The sequence below is a fragment of the Streptomyces lacrimifluminis genome, assembly GCF_014646095.1.
Classification (GTDB): Bacteria; Actinomycetota; Actinomycetes; order Streptomycetales; family Streptomycetaceae; genus Streptomyces; species Streptomyces lacrimifluminis.
Genome location: NZ_BMMU01000004.1, coordinates 327,765 through 348,656 on the forward strand (window position 1 = coordinate 327,765; position 20,892 = coordinate 348,656).

At 71.3% G+C, this 20,892-nt stretch carries 18 protein-coding genes; 9 read left to right on the forward strand and 9 right to left on the reverse strand.

The window, feature by feature from the left end:
• Positions 1 to 13: 13 nt before the first annotated feature.
• Positions 14 to 928, reverse strand: a complete 915-nt coding sequence (locus tag IEY89_RS09015; protein WP_189146760.1) for a DUF4231 domain-containing protein — start codon at positions 926 to 928, stop codon at positions 14 to 16.
• Positions 929 to 1,505: 577 nt separating this feature from the next.
• Between IEY89_RS09015 and IEY89_RS09020 the strand changes: the two genes are divergently transcribed.
• Positions 1,506 to 2,603: a magnesium and cobalt transport protein CorA gene (locus IEY89_RS09020; protein WP_189146761.1), complete on the forward strand. Its 1,098-nt coding sequence runs from the start codon at positions 1,506 to 1,508 to the stop codon at positions 2,601 to 2,603.
• Between the two features lie 73 nt (positions 2,604 to 2,676).
• The gene (locus IEY89_RS09025; RefSeq protein WP_189146762.1) at positions 2,677 to 3,183 is read left to right on the forward strand and encodes a hypothetical protein; all 507 of its coding nucleotides are present in this window, start codon (positions 2,677 to 2,679) and stop codon (positions 3,181 to 3,183) included.
• Positions 3,184 to 3,204: 21 nt separating this feature from the next.
• Here IEY89_RS09025 and IEY89_RS09030 read toward each other — a convergent pair whose 3' ends face one another.
• The gene (locus tag IEY89_RS09030) at positions 3,205 to 3,723 is read right to left on the reverse strand and encodes a DUF6174 domain-containing protein (RefSeq protein ID WP_189146763.1); all 519 of its coding nucleotides are present in this window, start codon (positions 3,721 to 3,723) and stop codon (positions 3,205 to 3,207) included.
• An 806-nt stretch (positions 3,724 to 4,529) separates the two neighbouring features.
• Positions 4,530 to 5,609 (reverse strand): LacI family DNA-binding transcriptional regulator, encoded by a 1,080-nt coding sequence (locus tag IEY89_RS09040; RefSeq protein WP_189146764.1) that lies wholly within the window; start codon positions 5,607 to 5,609, stop codon positions 4,530 to 4,532.
• A 289-nt stretch (positions 5,610 to 5,898) separates the two neighbouring features.
• Between IEY89_RS09040 and IEY89_RS09045 the strand changes: the two genes are divergently transcribed.
• Complete coding sequence (locus IEY89_RS09045; protein ID WP_229695110.1) at positions 5,899 to 6,363, forward strand: aKG-HExxH-type peptide beta-hydroxylase; 465 nt, start codon at positions 5,899 to 5,901, stop codon at positions 6,361 to 6,363.
• A gap of 95 nt (positions 6,364 to 6,458) precedes the next feature.
• Positions 6,459 to 7,331, forward strand: a complete 873-nt coding sequence (locus IEY89_RS09050; RefSeq protein ID WP_189146766.1) for an LLM class flavin-dependent oxidoreductase — start codon at positions 6,459 to 6,461, stop codon at positions 7,329 to 7,331.
• Positions 7,332 to 7,339: 8 nt separating this feature from the next.
• On the opposite strand, the gene IEY89_RS09055 is transcribed toward IEY89_RS09050, so the two are convergent.
• Together IEY89_RS09055 and IEY89_RS09060 are read right to left on the reverse strand one after the other, a co-directional pair.
• A complete protein-coding gene (locus IEY89_RS09055) occupies positions 7,340 to 8,338 on the reverse strand; it encodes an expansin EXLX1 family cellulose-binding protein (protein ID WP_189146767.1) in 999 nt (332 codons plus the stop codon).
• Between the two features lie 493 nt (positions 8,339 to 8,831).
• Positions 8,832 to 9,800: a DMT family transporter gene (locus IEY89_RS09060; protein WP_229695111.1), complete on the reverse strand. Its 969-nt coding sequence runs from the start codon at positions 9,798 to 9,800 to the stop codon at positions 8,832 to 8,834.
• A 390-nt stretch (positions 9,801 to 10,190) separates the two neighbouring features.
• Between IEY89_RS09060 and IEY89_RS09065 the strand changes: the two genes are divergently transcribed.
• Positions 10,191 to 11,288 (forward strand): AraC family transcriptional regulator, encoded by a 1,098-nt coding sequence (locus tag IEY89_RS09065; RefSeq protein ID WP_189146769.1) that lies wholly within the window; start codon positions 10,191 to 10,193, stop codon positions 11,286 to 11,288.
• Positions 11,289 to 11,296: 8 nt separating this feature from the next.
• On the opposite strand, the gene IEY89_RS09070 is transcribed toward IEY89_RS09065, so the two are convergent.
• Genes IEY89_RS09070 through IEY89_RS09080 form a run of 3 tightly spaced genes read right to left on the reverse strand, consistent with a single transcriptional unit; the run spans position 11,297 to position 14,987 of the window.
• Positions 11,297 to 12,790 (reverse strand): aldehyde dehydrogenase family protein, encoded by a 1,494-nt coding sequence (locus IEY89_RS09070; protein WP_373287217.1) that lies wholly within the window; start codon positions 12,788 to 12,790, stop codon positions 11,297 to 11,299.
• On the reverse strand, positions 12,766 to 13,644 hold the full coding sequence (locus tag IEY89_RS09075; RefSeq protein WP_189146770.1) for an SDR family NAD(P)-dependent oxidoreductase: 879 nt from the start codon (positions 13,642 to 13,644) through the stop codon (positions 12,766 to 12,768). The genes IEY89_RS09070 and IEY89_RS09075 overlap by 25 nt, the downstream gene beginning before the upstream one ends.
• On the reverse strand, positions 13,641 to 14,987 hold the full coding sequence (locus IEY89_RS09080) for a flavin-containing monooxygenase (protein WP_189146771.1): 1,347 nt from the start codon (positions 14,985 to 14,987) through the stop codon (positions 13,641 to 13,643). Before IEY89_RS09080 ends, IEY89_RS09075 begins: the two co-directional genes overlap by 4 nt.
• A gap of 198 nt (positions 14,988 to 15,185) precedes the next feature.
• Here IEY89_RS09080 and IEY89_RS09085 point away from each other — a divergent pair, with 198 nt between their 5' ends.
• The 4 genes from IEY89_RS09085 (at position 15,186) to IEY89_RS09100 (ending at position 20,038) form a co-directional block, all read left to right on the forward strand.
• A complete protein-coding gene (locus IEY89_RS09085; RefSeq protein ID WP_189146772.1) occupies positions 15,186 to 15,809 on the forward strand; it encodes a TetR/AcrR family transcriptional regulator in 624 nt (207 codons plus the stop codon).
• 219 nt (positions 15,810 to 16,028) lie between these two features.
• Positions 16,029 to 18,326 carry an MMPL family transporter gene (locus tag IEY89_RS09090; protein ID WP_189146773.1) on the forward strand — a complete coding sequence of 766 codons (2,298 nt, stop codon included), beginning with the start codon at positions 16,029 to 16,031 and terminating at the stop codon, positions 18,324 to 18,326.
• A gap of 122 nt (positions 18,327 to 18,448) precedes the next feature.
• Positions 18,449 to 19,105, forward strand: a complete 657-nt coding sequence (locus IEY89_RS09095; RefSeq protein WP_189146774.1) for a helix-turn-helix transcriptional regulator — start codon at positions 18,449 to 18,451, stop codon at positions 19,103 to 19,105.
• A gap of 153 nt (positions 19,106 to 19,258) precedes the next feature.
• Entirely contained in the window at positions 19,259 to 20,038 is a 780-nt protein-coding gene (locus tag IEY89_RS09100) for an expansin EXLX1 family cellulose-binding protein (RefSeq protein WP_229695113.1), read from the forward strand.
• Between the two features lie 261 nt (positions 20,039 to 20,299).
• Here the strand turns inward: IEY89_RS09100 and IEY89_RS09105 are convergent, their stop codons facing one another.
• Complete coding sequence (locus IEY89_RS09105; RefSeq protein ID WP_373287211.1) at positions 20,300 to 20,740, reverse strand: DUF7144 family membrane protein; 441 nt, start codon at positions 20,738 to 20,740, stop codon at positions 20,300 to 20,302.
• Positions 20,741 to 20,892: the final 152 nt, after the last annotated feature.

A 20,892-nucleotide genomic window follows, 5' to 3' on the forward strand; every position in this document is an offset into this window, starting at 1 on the left:
CTCGGCCGGTGTCTCAGCCGAACCTGACCACCCAGTCGGTGTACTGCGGCGAGACCAGCCGCTCGGCGTCCGCCACCGCCTCCGCCCAGGCCGCCTCCGTCACCGTCCTGGACATCGTGGTCCGCAGCATGTCGAGATCCTGCTTGATGAGGCCGTACGCGTACGCCAACGGCCGGTGCCTGCGCACCTCCTGCCACGCCACCCCTGCCGCCGCGGCGGCGCTGATCAGACCGGTGAGATCCCAGCCGCCGATCACACCGAGGGCTCTGAGGCCGGCGGACAGCAGGGCGAGCAGGGTCAGGACGGCGGTGACGGACGACCAGCGGACGGAGGCCCGGTGCGTCTGCGCCGCCTTGTTGCGGTGCCAGACGAACTGTTCGAGCAGCCGGTCACGGAGATAGATGTCCCGTCGCGCCGCGAAGGGCTTGGCGCGTACGGCCCGCATGGCCGGGGTGATCTGACCGATCCCCCGGCCCCGGGTCCCGTCGCGCGCGTCGTCGACCCACCCCACCTTCCTCAGCTCCGCCAGCCGCCCCTCCAGCCGCTCCGCGAACAGTCCGTCGGGATCGGCTACCCGGGAGTGGAAGGGCCCGCCGTGCACCATGTACTGCCAGGCCAGCGATTTGAGCAGCTCGGCGACGTCCCGGTGGGCGCGCCAGTGGGCCCGGGCCCGTCGGCGTGCGGTGTGCAGGCCGATGGCGATGGTCATCGCGTACAGCACGGCCGCCAGGGCCGCCGGAAAATGACTGTCGAGACGTTCCGCGAGCAGGGCTGCCGCGGTGGCCAACAAAAGGGTGACCAACTGGGTACGGACCGCGCGAAACGATTCTCCCTGACGGATCAGCGCACGCCGGTCACTGAGACGGAAGAGCGGTGGCAGATCACTGTCGCTCAAGGTCACGCTTGGTCCTGGAGTTCCGGTATACATGGCTCCCCCGAGCTACCAGAATGCGAACACTGATCGGATTCTGCCCGATACAGCCTCCATCCGCACACCCCCCGTAGCCCGCCAGTTGACCCTGCCCGAACCGATGAATGCGGCCAAAATCAGCCATGAACAAGGAAATCGAGCACCGGCCCGCATCAATCTGGATCAGCGGCGATCTCCGAGGACACGGTCACCCGCCTCGCACAACGCCTCCCCTCTTATACGGAGGCCCATCAATTCGATTCCATGTCGATCATCCCGCACGGCGGAAATCCGCTCCCCGTGGACCCCGATTTCCTTCGCGTTATCCGCGCGGAAATCATCCGTATCCTGCCGCCCGCCATTACCGTCGATCTTCCGCAGGCACACGAACGGCATGCTGTCGCAGCCCGGGCCCAGATGTTTCACCCCGCCCGGCGTTCGAGGACAGGGCCCGTTCAGGGCCACAGGAGGGCTGCGGGCGCGGCCCCCGGGTACGTGAGGGAACAGCCGTGGGCGGCGGAGGCGGTCCCCCTCCCCTGACCAGCCCTTTACCCCCACCTGGCACACTGTCCGGACCCGGAGAAGGAGCAACCGCATGTCGATGGTCGGCAGCCTGCGCAAAGTGGCCCGCCTGGCTCGGCGTGGGCAGCGGCGGGTGGACCTCAGTCACCCCGCCCGATCACCGCTCGGCTCGACCGTCGTCAACTGTGTGATCTACCGCGACGGGGTACGCCAGGAGACCGCCCCGACCGTGGAGGAGTCCGTCGCCCGCGTCCGCAAGCACAACCGCGGATTCGTCTGGCTCGGGCTGCACGAACCCTCCGAGGCGGAATTCGCCCGCGTCGCCGAACTGTTCGGGCTGCACCCGCTCGCCGTCGAGGACGCCGTCCAGGCCCATCAGCGACCCAAGGTGGAGCGCTACGGCGATGTCCTGTTCGCCGTGTTCAAGACGGTCTGCTACGTCGAGCACGAGGAGCTCACCGCGACCAGCGAGGTCGTCACCACCGGCGAGATCATGGTCTTCGCCGGCCCCGACTTCGTCGTCACCGTCCGACACGGCCGCCACGGCTCCCTCGGTCCCCTGCGCGAGGACCTGGAGTCCGACCCGGAGCTGCTCGGCAGGGGCCCGGCCGCGGTCCTGCACGGCATCGCCGACCATGTCGTCGACGACTACCTGAACGTCACGGACTCCGTCCAGGACGACATCGACCAGGTCGAGTCGGACGTCTTCTCCCCGCAGAGCCCGCGCACGGCCGACGCCGGCCGGATCTACCAGCTCAAGCGGGAACTCCTCGAACTGAAGCGGGCGGTGGTGCCCCTCGGCCGCCCCCTCCAGCAGCTGGCCACCGAGCCGATGCCGTCCGTCGAGCCGTCGATACAGGCCTACTTCCGGGACGTGTCCGACCATCTGATCCGCGCCACCGAGCAGATCCACGCCTTCGACGCGCTGCTCGACTCGATCCTCCAGGCCCACCTCGCCCAGGTCACCGTCGGCCAGAACGAGGACATGCGGAAGATCACGGCGTGGGCGGCGATCATCGCCGTACCGACGATGGTCTGCGGCGTCTACGGCATGAACTTCGAGCACATGCCCGAACTGCACTGGCGCTTCGGCTACCCGCTCGTCCTCTCCGTCATCGGCGCCGCCTGTTTCTTCGTCCACCGCGGTTTCCAACGCAACGGCTGGCTGTGAACGCGGCCCACGGTCCGCCCGTACCTTCTGTCGAGTCGTACGTCCGCCGTGCCACCCGACCTGGAGCAGCGCAGTGTCCCAGCAGCACCCCCGGAGACCGTCCTCCCGCAGGGCCGTCGCACTCGCCGCGCTCCTGACGGCAGTCGCCCTCCCGCTGGCCACGGCCTGTACGTCGGACTCGGACGCGGGGACCGGCGCCGGGAAGAAAGCGTCGCCGTCCGCTTCGGAGTCGATGCCGCCCGCTCCCGTGGCCGCCGTCGTCGCACCGGCCAAGGTCGAGGTGATCGCCAGGCTGACGGGCTGCGAGGTGACGATCCGCACCGACGCGGAGGAACTGCGCGAGGGTGTCTGCCAGACGGCCGACGGCGACTACCTGATCACCACGTTCCCGGCGGAGAAGTACAAGCTGACCTGGCTGGACAGCGCGGCCATCTACGGCGGCACGTACCTGGTCGGCACCAAGTGGGTCATCAGCGCGCCCCCGAAGCTCCAGGAACTGCTGCGCCAGAAGGTCGGCGGCACGGTCCAGGACCTCAGCGACCACGACGCCCAGAACCAGGACCGATCCCCACGGCGCTGATCCCCACCGGGCCGATCCCTGCTAGGGCTGTTCGCCCGCGGGCGCCGGATCCGGCTGGTAGCCGCTGATGACGTACGACTGCTCGTCGTCGACCGTGTCCTTCTCCGGGTCCAGGGTGATGCGTACGGGGTGCCCCTCGGGCGCGTACTCCGCTTCCGCCGTGTGCGCGCCCTCGTCGTGGGCCCGGGCCAGCTGGTCCAACAGGCCGCGGATGGTGGGCACTTCCTCGGGCGCGCGCCGCACGGCACCCCGCCCGCTCTCGTCGAGCCCGACCGCCTTGGCCACCTTCCCGTCCCGGACCGTCACCCGGAACGTGCCGACCAGGCTGCGTTCCCCCTCGCTCGACGTCAACGTGTAGACGTACGAGGCGGGTTCCTTCCAGGACTCCCCGAAAGACGAGAACGAGGAGGTGGGCGTGGGCGAGGACGCCGACGTGCCCCGCCCCGACACCGAGGCCCCGGAGTCCCCGCCGCAGCCGCCGACCGTGCACACCAGCCCCGCGACCAGTACGACGGACGACAGCAATCGGACCGAAGCCATGATGATCCCCCTGAACAGTGAACGAGTACCGACCGCGGACTACCGCTAACCGCTACGACGCGACTCCGCCGGGAAACGTTCATCCGAGAACCGGAGACTCTCAGGCCGCGCGTCTCCTCCCGTCGGCGGGCGGGCCCGTCGCCACACCCCGGCGATGTGCGCGAGGAACGCGTCGACGAGGTCGTACGCCCGCTGCCGTGACTCCTCGCGCCGGGCACGGGTCTCGGCGAGCAGCCGTTCCGGGTCCTCACCGTGCGCCCTGGCCTCGCGCCGGCCGCCCGCGTCCAGCCACTGGAGCCCCGAGTCTCCTCGTCGACCTCGGGATGGACTGCACCCCGAGCGCCCGTCCGGCCCGGAAGACCTGCGGACCGACCGCGCTGCGGGCCGACTCCTCCGCACCCGGCGGCACACTGAACCGGTCGAAGCGCCCCTGAAACCACGGCCTCGCCGGAATCAGCCCGGGTACGGTTCGTCCGACTCGCCGGCCGTCCATCCGGATCTCGTGCCGGGTCACCGCCTCGACGCTCTCCCCGAGGCGATGGCGAGCGCCTGCGCCCCGAAGCAGATGCCGAGCGCGGGCAGCTCGGCGTCGTACGCGGTTGTTCGCCGTCGGTCCAGGGCGCGACAGAGGCCCTGCCCGCTGTCGTACCGCTCGGCCGGTACGACGGTCGTCCCGGCTCCAGCTGACGTTGGGCAGCACCATCAGCCGCCCCTCACAGAGCAGGTCGAGCGCGCCCACCTCCTGTGCCGGCAGCGGCAGTTCGGCACGCCCGCCGGTCATGGTCCAGCTCTCACCGGGGGTCCGGTCAGTCCGTGGCCTTCGGGGTCCGGGCGGCCAGGAGGCGGGAGGTGGCGTCCGGGTTCGGGCAGCCGCAGGACGCCCGGACGACCAGGCGGGACGGGAAGCGCCGGGTGCGGTCCGTCTCGCCGGATGTCGTCGCGACGAGTTCGGGATCGAGCGCCATGTCGACCGCCCTGCGGGCCATCGCCTCGCGGTCGGAGGCGACCGTCGTCAGCGGCGGGTCGGTCATCGCCGCCTCCTTGACGTCGTCGAAGCCCGCCACCGCCAGCTCGCCCGGTACGTCGACCCCCAGTTGACGGGCCGCCCGCAGCAGGCCGATGGCCTGGTCGTCCGTCGAACAGAACACGGCGGTCGGCCGGTCGGGGGCGGCGAGCAGCCGCAGCCCGATCTCATAGGTGTCGTACCGGTTGTAGGGGGCGTGGAAGAGGAGCCCCTCGGTCGGGCGGCCGGCGTCCGCCATCGCCTTGCGCCAGCCCTCGACATGGTCGGCGACGGGATCGCCGGCCGGCGAAGCCGACTCGGGGCCGCCCAGACAGGCAACGGCGGTGTGACCGTGCTGGAGGAGATGCCGGGTGGCGAGCCGGGCACCCTCGACGTCATCCGTGACCACGGCGAACTTTCGTACGGACGCGGACCGTTCGTGCATCAGCACGACCCGGGTGTCCATGGTGTCCAGCTCCGCGGCGATCCGGTCACCGAGCCCCAGACTGACCAGGATCAGCGCCGACACCCGCATCCCCACAAAGGCGTGCAGGTAATGGATTTCGCGCTCTTCCTGGTAATCGGAGTTGCCGACGAGCACCATTTTTCCCCGGTCGGCGGCGGCGCGTTCCAGCGCGTGGGTGAGTTCCCCGAAAAATGGCTGACGGGCGTCCGGAACGATCAGCCCCAGCAGGTCCGTACGGCGACTGGCCATGGCCCGGGCCACCCGGTCGGGCCGGTATCCGAGCTCCTTGACGGCGTCGAGAACGCGTCGGCGTTTCTCCGCGGAGACGGGCCGGGGGCCATTGTTGACGACGTAACTGACGACCGCGCTGGAAGTTCCCGCGAGTCTGGCGACGTCGTCCCGTGTCACCTTTGTCACCGGGCGAGTCTACGGGTGTCAAATAACTTACTGAAAAGGACCGTTGGCTTTCGGCCAGGGCGTCGAACCGGGTTCGCGGGTGCCTCGTGCCGGGCATCGTGAGGACAGGACGGACAGGACGGGGCGGCAGCGGCGCCGACCCGTCGTGTCGCACAACGGCCAGGGGTCGTCGACGGGCCGGGCGGAAGGCCGGCGTGCGGCTTTTCCCACGGCGCCAGGGCCCCTGGCAGCGCGGAGACGTTCGGCTGCGTGGCACTTGTCCCCGCCGACCTCGGCGACGGGCCTCGCGGTGACGCTCACGCACGAGACGCAGCACAACAAACTGGCGGCGCTGCTCCACCTCTTCGACCTGTTCGAACCGGGTGGCCCCGAACGCTTCTACGCCCCCCCCTGGCGCCCCGCCCCCCGCCCCCTCCCCGGCCTGTTCCACGGTGCGTACGCGCATCTGGGCGTCGCCCGCTTCTGGGAGCACCGCCGGGAGACGGAACCCGACCCGGCGCTGCGCGCCACCGCGCACGCCCAGTTCGCCCGCTGGCGCCTGGCCGCCCACGAGGCGACCACCGTCACCCTGTCCTCCGGCCGCCTCACCCCCCTCGGCCAGCGCTTCGCCCGGCAGATGCCGACCACCCTGGACACCCTGTACCGCCTGCCGGTGCCCGCCCCGGCCCTGCACCACGCCGAATCGGCGGCCCGTGCCCACCGCACCGAGTGGCGGAACCGGAACGGAGACGTGGCCCGCACGCTGTCGGCGTGAGGACCGTGGGCCGAGTCGAGGACCAGGGTCCAGGGCCGAGGTCCGGAGCCGATACGGCGTTGATCGGTTCCGGGTGGGACCATAGGTTCGGGAGCATGACGAACCTTCGGATCGGTGTGATGTACGACCGCGACTGGGCCCCGGAAGGGCTGCCCGCGTTCGCGCGGCAGGCCGAGGCGCTCGGCGTGGACGACCTGTGGGTGGTCGAGGACCTCGGCTGGAACGGCGGCGTGTCCGCAGCCGCCGTGGCGCTGGGCGCGACGGAGCGGCTGCGGGTGGGCATCGGGATCACCCCGGCTCCGTTGCGCAGCCCGGCGCTGCTGGCGATGGAACTGGCCACGCTGGCCCGGGTGTTCCCGGGCCGGCTCGTCGCCGGGATCGGGCACGGGGTGCGGGAGTGGATGGAGTCGGTCGGCGTCGCGCCCCGTTCACCGCTGGCCCTGCTGGAGGAGACGATCACCTCCGTACGCGCCCTGCTGCGCGGCGAGCGGGTCGAGCTGGCAGGACGTGAAGTGCGGCTGGACGGCGTCCAGTTGGTACACCCGCCCACCGAACCGCCGCCGGTGGTCGCGGGGGTGGTGCGAGCCCGCTCGCTGGAGCTGTCCGGCCGGGTCGCGGACGGCACCCTGATCGCCGAGGGCCACGGTCCGCGCGACCTGGAGAACACCCGGGAGCTGACCGCGAAGGGCGGCGCCGGCCCCGAGCACTCCCTGACGGTGCTGGCCTTCTGCTGCGTGGGCGACGACCCCGGCGAGGTGGCGCGGACCCTGCACCCGCACACCGAGGGCCAGGGCGGCTGGCTGGGCCGCCCGCAGGAGGACGTCTTCACCGTGTCCGGCAGCGCCCAGGAGGCCGCCGGTGACATCGGCGCACTGTCGGCGGCCGGCGCGGACACCGTCGTCCTGCGTTTCTCCGGCGCCGAACCGCTGCGCCAACTCGCAGCCGTACTACGGGCCTTGGGACGCTGAACGACCGGTCAGTGGGCGGCGAACTGGACGCGGGTCGGCTGGACGACGTCCGGCCGTACCGCGATCCCGTCGAGGGTCAGCTGCTCCCCGTAGATGTCGCTGACCCTGATCGAGCCGCCGCACCCGGCGCCCTGCTCGGAGAGGAAGTAGTTGTACTCGGTGCGCGCGAGCCGGGTCCAGCCGCTGCCGGTACGGACTTCGAGGCGCGCCAGCGGATTGCGGTGGCCGACGATCTGGATGCCGCACCAGTACTGGCTGGACCCGGTCTTGTAGCGGATCGAGAGCGGCTCGGCCGCGCCGGGGCTCAGCAGACTCCAGGTGATCGGGATCCGGCCGGCCACGGGGTCGGCGATCTTGGCGAAGGCCTGGGCGCTGAGGTCGAGTTGACCGGGCGCGCAGTCCCCCGGGCACTCGTTGGTGATGCGGACCGTGACGGAGGCCCCGCTCGCCGCGCGGACGAGGATGTACGCCCCGCAGGCCATGGACGTCTCGTAGTCGGCGGTGTTCATCGCGGCGGTCATGACGTCGGCGCTCGGCCCGTACGAGCAGGCGTGGCCGTCGCCGTTCCCGGCGCCGTAGAAGGTGGCGACCCCCTGATAGGTGGTGCCGGGCCGGATCCGGCCGGCCAACGGCGCGTCGCCCGAGGCCGAGCGGGCGGCGGAGGCGGCGCCGCCTCCGCTCGTCGCCGACGGTGTGGGCGCCGGCCTGGGCCTGGGCTTCTCAGCCGCCGCGACGCTCGGGGTCGCCGTCGGGGTCGGGGACCGGGTGACCGAGGGCTTCTTCGGGGAGGACGTCGTCGGCTCCGGCGTCGCGGGCGGGACGATCACCCGGGCGCCGGCGGCGGACGTCGCCGCCCCGTACCCGTCGCCGGTCTGGTGGTCGGGCCGTAGAGCCACGACCAGGGATATGACGAGCACGACGACGGCCGCCGCGGCGGCACCGACGAGAACGCCGCGCCGCCGAAGCGGCGAGCGGCGCCGAGAACGGCGCGGGGATGGGGACGCCACGGCAGAGGTCCTTACCTGGTCCGGGAGTGCGGGTGCGCGATGCGAGGCTCCAGTCGAGGCAGCTTCCGGCCCATAGTCTCCACGGCGCCCGAGGAGGTTGCCGCGGTTTCACGGATCCCGTGACCACCCTCACCTCGGCCGGATCGAACTGCGGCTCCGGCGCGCGCGTTCCATGGTCGTCCCACGACGCTCCGTCCACGCAGGTCACAGGCGTCCGCCGTCCCGCCGCCCCGACCCGGAGCAGGAGGATCCGCTGCGGAACGGCCGCTTCCGACGTGACCGGGATCCGAGGGCTCCCGGCCGATGATCCACGGCACCGCGGCCGACCTCGGCGTACCCGGCGTGCCACCAAGACCGTCTTCGACCACCACAACGTCGGCAGCAGGGCCGCGGCCGGTGATGGGCGAGCGGCACGGCCTGACGCCGGCCCGGGGTGATCCGGAGCCTGTGGCCCTGGATACCGCGGCGGCGGTACCCGGGGGCTGTCGGGGATTCAGCTCTCCGGCGTGCCCTTCACGGCGCCGACGGAGGCGGTCAGCAGGACCAGGCCCAGCGCGAGCACGGCCAGCCCGCCCCAGGAGGCGGCCGGGAGGCGCTCACCGAGGACGGTGACACCCAGGACCGCGGCGACGGCGGGCTCGGCCAGGGTGAGCGAGGTGGCCACCGACGCGGGGGTGCGGCGCAGGCCGTATCCGAAGAGCCGGTAGGCCAGGTAGACGGTGAACAGGGCGAGGTGGGCGGCCACCGCCGCGCCCCGGGTGGTGGTGAGCCAGTGCGTGTCGACGCACAGCACGAGCGGCAGGACGAGCAGCCCGGCCGCGCCGAACAGCACGCCCATCACCGCGCCCGAGGGGTGTCCGTGGGTGATGAGCCTGCCGCCGATCAGCGAGTAGACGGCGTACGACAGTCCGGCGCCAGCGGCGAGCGCGATGCCCGTCGGGTCCATCGGCGTGGTGTGGCCGGTGAGTTCGGGGCCGAGCACCAGCAGGGCGCAGCCCAGTACGGCGGCCGTGGTGGCGGCGCTCCAGCGTGCGGTCGGCCGGGCCTGTCCGGTGATCCAGGCAAGCAGCCCGGCGAAGACGGGCGCGCTGCCCAGCGCGATCACGGTGGCCACGGCAACGCCCGTACGGGACACCGCCGGGTAGAAGGTGACCGGATACAGGGCCACGGCCGCCGCGCCCAGGACGAGCAGTCCTCGCTCGGGGCGTGTGCAGGCGGCCGGGAGCGAGCGGGCGCGGCGCGAGGTGAGGAACAGCAGGATGCCGCCGAGGGCGAGACCGGCACAGCCGATGGCTGCCGCCGGTGCGTCGGCGGGGGCCAGGGAACTCGCTGTCCCGGTCGTGCCCCACAGCACGGCCGCGGTGAGGATGGGCGCGGGGCCGCCGAGGAGCGGGGTGCGGGAGGGGCGCGGGCCGGCGGAGTGCGGGCGCGCGGGGGTCAGAGGGGTCGTCCGGTTCGGCACAGTCGTGTTCTTCCGTCGTCGCATGCGTCTGGGAATGGGTCCGAAACGGGCGCGCGCACGACAACAGCCCCTGCCCCGAGGGTCGTTGGGGCCGGGGGTCAAACCGTCAGTGTCCGCGCCCGGTCAGGCGCCGAGCGGCGGCAGAACGGCGTGCCAGTAGGTGTTCACGGCGCGATGGTAGTCGCGCCCACCGCGCACGAGCCAGCCGGTGCGGGCACGCCGGCGCAGGCCGAGCGGCCGGTCACCGCCCGTGCCGGAGCATTGCGGGACATGATGCTGTCGCGCTCTCGTTTCCTGTGGGCGCTGAGCGCTGACGTGAGCAGTCGGGGATGGCCGGTGATGCCCGCCGTCTACGGTGGTCGCCCAGAAGAAGAGGCGAAAGTGAGTGCGATGTCCCTTGCCCCCGACCCGGCGGACCCTGCCGGGCCCCCCGCCGGGACCCCTGCCGGGACCAGCCGCAGTACGTCGGCGACGATCCAGCCGAACATCCTGCGGTATCTCGTCGTGGTCGCCGACGAGCGCGGAGTCGATCTGCGGCCCCTGCTGAAGCAGCTGGGACTCGACGAGACGGTCATGCGCTCCGCCGCGCTGCGGGTGTCGTACCGGCAGGGCAGCGCGGTGATCCGCCGGGCGCTGGAGCTCACCGGGGACGAGCGCCTGGGGCTGAAGGTCGGCTCGGCGCAGCATCTGACCGCGTGGGGCCTGCTCGGCTTCGCCCTGATGGCCGACGACACGCTGCGGCACGCCATCGAGACCGGGGTGAAGTACCAGAACCTATCCGGGGCGATGGTGGTGTGGTCGGCCGCGGTGGGTGAGGAGGACGACGCGTTCGTGCTGCGCGCCGACCTTCCCGATCCCGCCATGGACCCGGCCGTCGCCTCCTTCCTGAGCGAGGAGGCGTTCGCCTCCGTGGTCACCCTGTCCCGGCTGGCCGTCGGCCCGGCCTTCGCGCCGCGAGCGGTGGAGTTCTCCTTTCCTCCGCCGCGCGAACTCGACCTGTACGAAGGCCTGTTCCGCTGCCCGGTCCGCTTCGGCGCTCCCGCCAACCGTATGGTCGTCGACCCGGCGTGGGCCCGTTTCCGGATGCCCGGCCGGGATCCGGTGAGCTACGCGTCGACGCTGGAGATGCTCGACGCGCACATGACCTCCCGCCGTGACCAGCAGGATCTGCTGGAGGTGCTGGAGATCTCCGTCGCGCAGGGCCTCCCGGTGGTGCCGTCGTTCGGTGAGCAGGCGCGACGGCACGCGACGAGCGAGCGGACGCTGCGCCGCCGGCTGGCCGACTGCGGCACGACGTACGAGGCTCTCGTCGAGGGCGTACGCCGGGAACGCGTCGAACAGCTCCTGCTCCGCCCGGAGTTGACCCTGCGCGACATCGCCCGCCGGGCGGGGTTCTCCGACGAACGGGCGCTGCGCCGCGCGGTGCACCGCTGGCACGGCGCCTCCCCCGGCCGGCTGCGGGAGCGGATGCGTACAGCGCGCCCCTGAGGCCGGGGTCAGCGGGTGCGGATCCAGATCGTCTTCTCCCGGGTCCACTGGGCGAAGGCGTCGGTGGACTTCTCCGCTCCCCCGAATCCGGACTGCTTCCAGCCGCCGAACGGTGTGGTGATGTCTCCCTCGCTGTAGGCGTTGACGGAGACCACGCCGGCCTCGATGCCCCGGGCCAGCCGCAGCGCGGTGTCGAGATCGCGGGTCCAGACCGAGGCGGCGAGCCCGTACTCGGTGGCGTTGGCCCTACGTACCGCCTCGGCCTCGGAGGTGAAGGTCTGGACGGTGACGACCGGACCGAACAGCTCCTTGGTGAGGACGTCGCTGCCGTCGGGGGCGTCGGTGATCACGGTGGGCGGGTGGTAGGCGCCGTGCGGAGACAGCCCGTCGGGCAGTCCCCCGGTGTGGATCCGGGCCCCGCCGGCCCGGGCGGCGTCGACGGCTCCCGCGACCCGGTCGAAGGCGGCGCGGTTGATCAGCGGGCCCAGCTGCGTGCGCGGGTCGGCCGGATCGCCGATGACGAGCTCTCTCGCCGCGGCCGTGAACCGCTCCACCACCTCCTCGGCGATGTCGCGGTGCACCAGGACCCGGGAGCCGGCCGTGCAGTTCTGCCCCATGGTCAGGAACGCGGCCTCGATCATGTTGTCGATCAGCTCGTCGCCGTAGGAGAGCGCGTCGGCCATCAGCACCTGGGGGCTCTTGCCGCCCATCTCCAGCGAGACGCGCTTGAAGTTGCTCCCGGCGGCGTCCTGGAGGATGCGGCGGCCGGTCGCGGTGGACCCGGTGAAGGAGAGCGCCCCCACCAGGGGGTTACGGGCGAGGGCCGCGCCGGCTTCCCCGCCGTACCCGGGCAGCACGGTGAGCACCCCGTCGGGCAGGCCGGCCTCGGCGGCGAGGGCGGCCAGGTGGAGGGCCGAGCGCGGGGTCGCCTCAGCGGGTTTGACCAGCAGACAGTTGCCCGCTGCCAGGGCCGGTCCGACCTTCCAGGCGGTCATGGCCAGCGGGTAGTTCCACGGCAGGATCGCCGCGACGACCCCGACCGGTTCGCGGCTCATGAGACCGAGACCGTCGGGCCCGCTCGGCGCGACCCGGCCGAAGACCTTGTCGGCGGCCTGGGCGAACCAGCGGATCGACTCGATCGCGCCGGGCACATCGCCCGTACGGCATTCCGTGATCGGCTTGCCCGCGTCCTCACTGTCCAGCCGGGCGAGGATCTCGGCGTCGTGTTCCATCAGGTCGGCCAGCCGCAGCAGCACCGCGCCGCGCTCCCGGGGCGGCAGCCCCGACCACACCCCGGTGTCGTGGACCTGCCGGGCCCGCTCGGCGGCCTTGGCCACATCGTCGGCGCTCGCGGCGGCCAGGGTGGTGATCGGCTCCCCGGTGGCCGGGTTGACGACCTGGAGCGTCTCGTTCGACGTCTCGTACGGAGTCGCGTCCGCCGTTCCGTACGGCGTCTGGTTCGGGGTCTGGTTCGGGGTCATGCTTCCTCCACCAGTTCCCAGCGCCCGTCGGTCCGGCGGGCCAGTCCGCGTCGGCGGAGTTCCTCCAGATAGCGGGCCATGCCCCGGTCACCGCGTTTACGGAACAGGGGGAGGACCCGGGGCAGCAGGTTCGGCACGAGCATCGCGAACCGCACCAGGCGGGATTCGGCGGGCCGGGGGTAGGCCTCCAGCCGGGGCCTGTCCAGCAGGCTCACCACGGCCGCGACGACGTCGGCGGGCTGCTGGGGCGGGTCCTGGAACTGCAGGGAGTTGCCGCCCTCCACGGCCTCCTGGCGCAGCATCCGGGTGTCCGTGGCGGAGGGAAGCACCGACCCGGCCAGGATGCCCTTGCTCCTGAGGTCGAGCCCGATGGAGAGCATCGCGCCGCGCAGCCCGAACTTGGAGGCGGTGTAGATCGGGGTCTCGCCGAGCGGGAAGATCCCGCCGAGGGAGACCGTGGTGACCACCCGGGCGTCCCGGGAGGCCAGGAGAAGGGGGATGGCGATCCGGGTCGCGATCAGCGGCGAGGTCAGGTTGAGGGCGATCTCCCGCTCGATGCTCTCGACGCTGCGGACGTCGAAGCGTTCCGCGCTGGTCATGCCCACGTTGTTGACGAGGACGTCGAGGCGACCGTGCTCGTCGGCGACCACCTCGAACAACCGCTGCACCTGGGTACGGTCCATCAGGTCGCAGCCGATGCCCGTGTGCCCGCCGCCGGGAAGCTCGGCGGCCAGTTTCATGGCGCGGACCCCGTCGAGGTCGACGACGACGCAGCGGGCGCCGCCGGAGGCGAAGCGGCGGCACAGGTCGCTGCCGATGCCGCCCGCGCCGCCGGTCACCAGGATGACCTTGTCGGTGAAGTCGAACCCGCTCATGCCGTCGCCTCCACGGGCCGCGGGGACCGTACGCGCGGCGGCAGGCCCTCGGTGCGCCAGCCCGTCTCGCCCGCGACCTTGCCCAGGTACTTCACGAAGGCCGCGGCGTCGACGTAGCCGGTGTGGCGGGGCGAGTCGACGAACTTCAGCCCGCCGGTCAGGTCCGGGCGGTCGGCCCGGATCCGCTGGGTGAACCGCTCCGCGCTCGGCAGCCCGTGCCGCGCGTCGTGGAGGTATCCGGCGATCAGCTGCGCCTGGGAGTCGAAGAGCTGGTACGCACCGGAGTTGGTCTCGATGAAGCCGATGCCGAACAGGCCTGTGTGCTCGCGCGAGAACGACGACAGGTACAGGTCCGGGTGCTGCTCGTCGCCGAAGTACCGCTGTGCGACCGGCACTTTGTGGACGTAGCCCGTGGCCAGCAGGACGAGGTCGAAGTCGTCGCTCGTGCCGTCGGTGAAGTGCACGGTCCTGCCCTCGGCGCGGGCGATCCCGGGCCTGGCGGTGATGTCGCCGTGCTGGAGGTGGTGGATCAGCATCGAGTTGATGGCCGGGTGGGTCTCGAACAGCTTGTGGTCCGGCTTCGGCAGCCCCAGCCGTGTCGGGTCGCCGTTGATGATCCGCAGGAGGGCGCCGAAGACCCGCTGTGCCAGCCACATCGGCAGGTGCGGCCCGCTGTTGGCGATGGTGTCCACCGGCCGGCCGAACAGGTGCTTGGGGATGAACCAGTACCCGCGCCGCATGCTGATCACCGCGTGGTCCGCGGTCCGGGCCGCGTCGCAGGCTATGTCGCAGCCGGAGTTCCCCGCGCCCACGACCAGGACCCGCTTGCCCCGCAGCTCCTCCGCGTCGCGGTAGCCGACGGTGTGCCGGACCTGCCCGCTGAACTCGCCGGGCAGTTCGGGGATGTTGGGGTGCCACTGCGAGCCCGTGCACACCACGACCTGCCCGTGCGTGCTCTCCCGGCCGTCGGCCCGGGTGACCGTCCAGGTGCCGTCCGCGTTCTTCTCGACGTCCGCGACATCGACGCCGAACTCGATCCGGTCCGTCAGGCCGTAGGCGTCGGCGAAGGACCGCAGGTACGACAGGATCTGCCGGTGGGGCGGGTAGTCCGCGAAATGGTCGGGCATCGGGAAACCGCCGAACCCCGACAGGGTCCTGCTGGAGATGAAGTGCGCCGACTCGTACATCGGGCTGCCGGGGTTGTCGATGTCCCAGATGCCGCCGGGCCCGGTGTGACGCTCCAGATGCGTGTACGGCAGATCCCGCTCCGCCAGGGCCCTGGCGACCGCCAGCCCGGCAGGTCCCGCCCCGATCACACACGTATCGAACTGGCTTTCCTTCACAGGCCTGCCTCCTCGTTCGTCCCGCTTCACGGCGTTCTTCACGGCCGTTGGAGGAAACGTATGCACCCGCCGTTCAGCGGGAACTGACCCGCGCGGCCACGGACCGGACCCCAGCGGCCGTAGGACCCGGCACCCGGGGGGCAAAACAGGACTTGTTCGGACGACTGGATCGTGGGACTCAGTCGATACCATGCGGCTATGGCTCACGTTCCCGCGGCCGAGCGCCGCCCTCAGCTGATCAAAGCAGCGATCGACTACATGGCGAGGGAAGGAGTCGCGGCCGGCAGCACCCGTGCCATCGCCGCCGAGCTGGGGGTGGCCCAGGCGACGGTGCACTACACCTTCGGCACGAAGGAAGGGCTGTACCGCGCCGTCATGGAGCAGCTCACCCAGGATCTGATCGCCCAGGTCGAGCGGTCCGCGCCGGCCGACGCCGGATTCGAGGAGACGGCCGGCGCGCTGGCCGCGGCCCTGTGGCGGACGGTGCGCGAGCAGCCCGCCAGCCATCAACTCCTCACGGAGCTGAATGTGTTCGCGCTGCGCTCACCCGCTCTGAGCGAGGCGCTCGACAGTCACTACCGGCGCATCACGGAGGTGACGGCGAGACTGGTGACCGAGGCGGCCGAGCGCACGGGCCAGAGCCTTGCCCAGCCCGCGGAGACGATCGCGCGGTTCTTCCTCGCCGGCTTCGACGGGCTCACCACGCAGCACCTCTCCCATCCCGACGAGGAGGCCGAGCACACCTGCCTCCAGGCCTTCGTGTCCGCCGTGGTGGCCATGGCCGACGGCCGGCTGGAGCTGGTGTCCGTACCGGCGGTCTGACCCCACCCCCGCGGGCGATGGGAGGCTCCCGCGCACCCCCACAAGGCGACATTGTCATCTGACAATGTCGCCTTGTTTTGTCACCTGCAAATACCTCCCCACCTGCCCTTTCGGCACACAGGGCACTCACGTCAGTCGATCGACTCGTTCATGCGACTTGAGCAGGTGATAAAGTCGGCCTATCGATTGCGGGATCCCCACCGTCCTAGGGAGTTCGTCATGGCCGTTCTGCTCCACCGACTGGGCCACAGCGCCTACCGGCACCGAAAGCTCGTCCTGGGCATATGGCTCTTCGTCCTGGCCGCGCTCATCACCTGCGTCGGCGTCTTCGGCGGCAAGCTCGACGACCGCTTCGCGGTGCCCGGCACCGAGTCACAGCGTGCGCTGGACAGCCTGAGCAAGACCCTCCCCGAAGCATCGGGCGCGAGTGCCCAGATCGTCTTCACCGCGCCCAAGGGCCACCAGGTCACCGAAGCCGCCTACGCCGCGACCATCACCCGGACGGTGACGGAAGCCGGTAAGGCTCCCCAGGTCAGCGCGGTCGTCGACCCCCGCACCTCCGGCGCCGTCTCGGCCGACCGGACCACGGCGATCGTCCAGGTCCAGTACCCCGTACAGAACGCGCAGGTCAGCGCCTCATCGGTGGACGCGATCGAGAGCGCGGCCAAGGCGGCGGAGAAGGACGGCCTGAAGACATCGGTGGGCGGGTCCGTCTACAGCAGCAAGGGCGTGCACATCGGCCCGTCGGAGATCATCGGTGTGGCCGTGGCCCTGCTCGTCCTCGTCATCACGTTCGGTTCGCTGCTGGTCGCCGGCATGGCGCTGCTGCCCGCGCTGATCGGTGTGGCGGTCGGTCTGGCCGGGCTGCTCGCCCTCACGCCCGCGGTCAGCATCTCCTCCACGGCCGTCACGCTCGCCCTCATGCTGGGCCTGGCCGTCGGCATCGACTACGTCCTGTTCATCCTCTCGCGCCACCGACAGCAGCTGGCCCGCGGAACCGACCCCAGGGAATCCGTCGCGCTGGCCACCGGCACCGCCGGAAGCGCCGTGGTCTTCGCCGGCACCACCGTGATCATCGCGCTCGCCGCACTGAGCGTCATCGGCATCCCGTTCCTGACCACGATGGGCCTCGGGGCCGCCGGAGCCGTACTCATCGCCGTCCTGGCCTCGATCACCCTCGTCCCCGCCGTCGCGGGATTCGCCGGCTCCCGGCTCACCCCCAAGCCCGGCAGCCGCGCCGCCCGGCGGGCCGCCGACGCCGACGCCAGTTCCGGCTCCGGCTCCGGCTCCGGCTCCGGGGGAACCACCGGCCGCGTCCCGATGGGCACCCGCTGGACGCAGTGGGTCATCGCCAAGCCGCTGCTGACGGTCCTCGCCGTCGCGGGCATCCTCGTCACCCTCGCCCTGCCCGCCATGGACATGCGTCTGGCCCTTCCCGACAACGGCTCCGCCCCGCACGTCTCCACCGAGCGCAGGTCCTACGACACGATCAGCGACAAGTTCGGCCCCGGCTTCAACGGCCCGCTCCTCGTCCTGGCCGAGACGGAGAACGGCACCGCCGCCGCGAGCGCCCAGGCCGGTGAGCAGGTGGCCCAGAAGCTTCGCACCCTCAAGAACGTCAAGGCCGTCCTGGCACCCGAGCCCACCAGCGACCCCACGCAGAGCGTCATCACCGTCCTGCCCGCCTCCGGCCCGGACAGTGTCGGCACCGGCCAACTCGTCCGCGACATCCGCGAGGCAGCGCCCGACCTCCGCGAGACCACCGGCGCCTCGGTCTCTGTCACCGGCACGACCGCCGTCAACATCGACGTGTCCAACCGGCTCAGCGACTCGCTGCTGCCCTTCGTCGGCATCGTCGTCGGTCTCAGCCTGCTCCTGCTGATGGTCGTCTTCCGGTCACTGGTCATCCCCGTCAAGGCCGCCGTCGGCTTCCTGCTCTCGGTGGGCGCCTCGCTCGGCCTGGTCGTCGCCGTCTTCCAGTGGGGCTGGCTGGCCGATGTCCTCGACGTGCCGCACAGCGGCCCGGTCGTCAGCTTCCTGCCGATCATCCTGATCGGCGTGCTCTTCGGACTGGCCATGGACTACGAGGTGTTCCTCGTCTCCGGGATGCGCGAGGAATGGGCCCACACCGGCCGGGCCCGCCAGTCGGTCGTCGACGGCGCGCGGCACAGCGTGCGGGTCGTCACCGCGGCGGCACTGATCATGTTCACCGTCTTCGCCGGGTTCTTCCCCCTCGACGACTCCCTGATCAAACCCATCGCGTTCGCCCTGGCCGTCGGCGTGGCCATCGACGCCTTCGCCGTACGGATGACCCTCGTACCCGCGGTGCTCGCCCTCGCCGGGCGGGGCGCCTGGTGGCTGCCGGCCTGGCTGGACAGGATCCTGCCCGACCTCGACATCGAAGGAGCCGGCCTCCAGAAGACGCCGGCGACGGAGCAGAGCCAGGAGCAGGACCAGGACCAGGACCACGGGCAGAAGCAGGAACAGGAACAGAAGGACCCTCAGCCGGTCTCCTGAATCCGTCGAGTCCATCGGGCGGGCCCGCGGCATCACCCCGTCGCGCGCCCACCCGCCCGAGCGGCGCCCCGGCCGACCGGATCCCCGCCCTCCCTCCCCACGGCGACCCAAGGGACGAACGAATGCACCGGGTACTCCTGACGGCCGGCGCCGCTCTCACGCGCGACGCCTACGCACGCGTCATCGAGGGTTCCGCCCTCCTGACCGTCCAGGCCAAGATCCCCGACCTCACCCACGCGCTGGCCCAACTCCCTTCCCTGCGGCCCGACATCCTCCTCATCGACGCCGCGGCCCTGACCCCCTCCCCCGGGACCACGACACTGCTGTCCCTGGGCCGCGCCGCCGCCCACAGCCCGGTCGCCGTCATCGGCGACATCCCCGCCGAGGAGACCGGTTCCCTCCTGCGAGTCGGAGTCACCGGCGTCCTCGACCCCCGTATCGAGGCGGCCCCCTTCGTGGCCGCACTGGCACTGATAAGCCAGGGCGGAACGGTCATCTCCTCGCCGTCCACCACCACGAGGATCCCCGCCGCCCCACCGACTCCGGTGCTGGGCCAGCTCTCCACGAGGGAGCGCCAGGTCCTCGCCCTGATGGCCACCCAGCCGGACACCAGGACGCTGGCACAGCTTCTCGGCATCAGCCCGCTCACCGTCAAGTCCCATGTGAACCGGATCCTGCGAAAGCTCGGCGCCTCCTCCCGCGCCCATCTGGTCACGATCGCCTACGAGAGCGGCCTCGTCAGCCCCGGGCTGCCGGCCGGGCGCGTGCTCGCGTACTGAGTCGCCCGGGGCCGACCGAGAAGATCCCTGGGCCGACTGCGGCAACCTTTCCGCCTCCTGCGGCGACCGAGGAGCGCAACACCCCCTCCCGATCGGATGGACATGCAGGAAACAAGGCAGACTGCGCGGCACCGCAGGACTGGGCGCGGGCTGATGATGGGCACCACCGCGGCATTGGCCGTCACGGGACTTCTGGTCTGGCTGATCGTGGCCGTGCAGCCCGGCAGCAGGGCCGAAGCCACTCAGGTCGCCGCCCCGCCCGCAGCCACCGCCCAGAAGACTCCGGCCCCGAAGAAGGCCGCTCCCACGGCGCCGCTGGCCGGACGGATCCGGCCCAAGGTCACCTACAAGGGGGTCGCCACCGTCTACAGGGCCGGGGTGGGGGACGGCGCCTGCTCGTACGGCCCGAGCGCCAACATGATGATCGCGGCCATGAACACCACCGACTACGAGACGTCGAAGGCCTGCGGGGCGTACGTGCTCGTCCGCGCGTCGAACGGCAGATCCGTCACGGTCAAGATCACCAACGAGTGCCCCCTGCCCTGCGCACCCCGGCAACTCGACCTGAGCGAACAGGCCTTCGCCAAACTGGTCCCCGTCTCGACCGGCCGGACCTCGATCAGTTGGAGCCTGGTGAGCCCCAGCGCGGCGCCCAAGGTCTCGATCCGTTACAAGAACGGCTCCAGCCGCTACTGGTGCGGCATCCAGGCACTGGGCCACCGCAACCCGCTCGCCCGTCTGGAGGTCCGCTCCGGCAACGGCTGGCGCAAGCTCGCCCGCACCGGCTACAACTACTTCCTCTCCCCGAATGGCAGCGGGTGCGGCGGCGCGCTCAGGCTCACCGACATCTACGGTCAGCAACTGACCGTCAACGGAATCGCCCTGCGCCCGGATGTCGTACAGCCGACACGGGTCCAGTTCGCACACCGCTGACCTCGGCGCTCTGCCCGTCTGCCGGGGAGTCCACCGGTCGGTGGACTCCCCGGCAGGCCGCGGTTCACCCCACAGAACCCGCCGGGACGATTCACGCATGGCACCCACGGCAGGCACTGCCGAGAGTTCCGCGAAGGCGCGCGTCGTCCTGCCGGTGCGCGGAACACCGTCCTGCCGCCAACGGACTCGTCGCGGCAGCAGGCGCGGTAGCGGTAGCCGTAGCCGTAGCCGTAGAACGGCCGGGACCGAGCCGTCCCCGCCTCATCGCTCCGACGGGCTGGGAGCCGTGCACAGTGCCCAGATCACGAAGCCGTTGATCGCGATCAGGACGACGGCCCAGAGGGGCGCGTACGGGATCCAGAGGAAGTTCGCGAGCATGGCCAGGCCGGCCAGCCCCACGCCGACGACCCTCGCCCAGGTGGCTCCCTGGAACAGGGCGACACCGGCGAGAGTGATGACCACGCCCATGATCAGATGCAGCCAGCCCCACCCGGTGATGTCGAACTCGTACACGTAGTTGCGGGTGGTGACGAACACGTCGTCCTTGGCGATCGCGGCGATGCCCGCGAGAAGCGTCATCAGGCCGCCGAAGATCATCAGGACACCCGCGAAGACCAGCCAGCCGCTGCCGATCCCGATCCCGGTCCTCGCCGAACTCCGTACCGCCGCACCTGAGCGGTTCCCACTCGCATGACTGGCCATCGCAGGCTCCTTCGTGTCGTACGGCCCCAACTCGATCGTGCGTGCGTCGTCGGGCCGGTCGGGCTACTTCCAATCTCGTCCCGCGGGATGCGCCGCGCACCTCGAGATGCCGCCCGGTGCGGGTTGTGGAACCGTGGGAGGGCCGAAAACGG

Coding starts and splice junctions, on each gene's coding strand:
- IEY89_RS09050 (WP_189146766.1), top strand. CDS start 6,459: ATGACGAACCTTCGGATCGGTGTGATGTACGACCGCGACTGGGCCCCG.
- IEY89_RS09065 (WP_189146769.1), top strand. CDS start 10,191: ATGTCCCTTGCCCCCGACCCGGCGGACCCTGCCGGGCCCCCCGCCGGG.
- IEY89_RS09085 (WP_189146772.1), top strand. CDS start 15,186: ATGGCTCACGTTCCCGCGGCCGAGCGCCGCCCTCAGCTGATCAAAGCA.
- IEY89_RS09100 (WP_229695113.1), top strand. CDS start 19,259: ATGATGGGCACCACCGCGGCATTGGCCGTCACGGGACTTCTGGTCTGG.
- IEY89_RS09090 (WP_189146773.1), top strand. CDS start 16,029: ATGGCCGTTCTGCTCCACCGACTGGGCCACAGCGCCTACCGGCACCGA.
- IEY89_RS09105 (WP_373287211.1), bottom strand. CDS start 20,740: ATGGCCAGTCATGCGAGTGGGAACCGCTCAGGTGCGGCGGTACGGAGT.
- IEY89_RS09095 (WP_189146774.1), top strand. CDS start 18,449: ATGCACCGGGTACTCCTGACGGCCGGCGCCGCTCTCACGCGCGACGCC.
- IEY89_RS09015 (WP_189146760.1), bottom strand. CDS start 928: ATGTATACCGGAACTCCAGGACCAAGCGTGACCTTGAGCGACAGTGAT.
- IEY89_RS09020 (WP_189146761.1), top strand. CDS start 1,506: ATGTCGATGGTCGGCAGCCTGCGCAAAGTGGCCCGCCTGGCTCGGCGT.
- IEY89_RS09075 (WP_189146770.1), bottom strand. CDS start 13,644: ATGAGCGGGTTCGACTTCACCGACAAGGTCATCCTGGTGACCGGCGGC.
- IEY89_RS09030 (WP_189146763.1), bottom strand. CDS start 3,723: ATGGCTTCGGTCCGATTGCTGTCGTCCGTCGTACTGGTCGCGGGGCTG.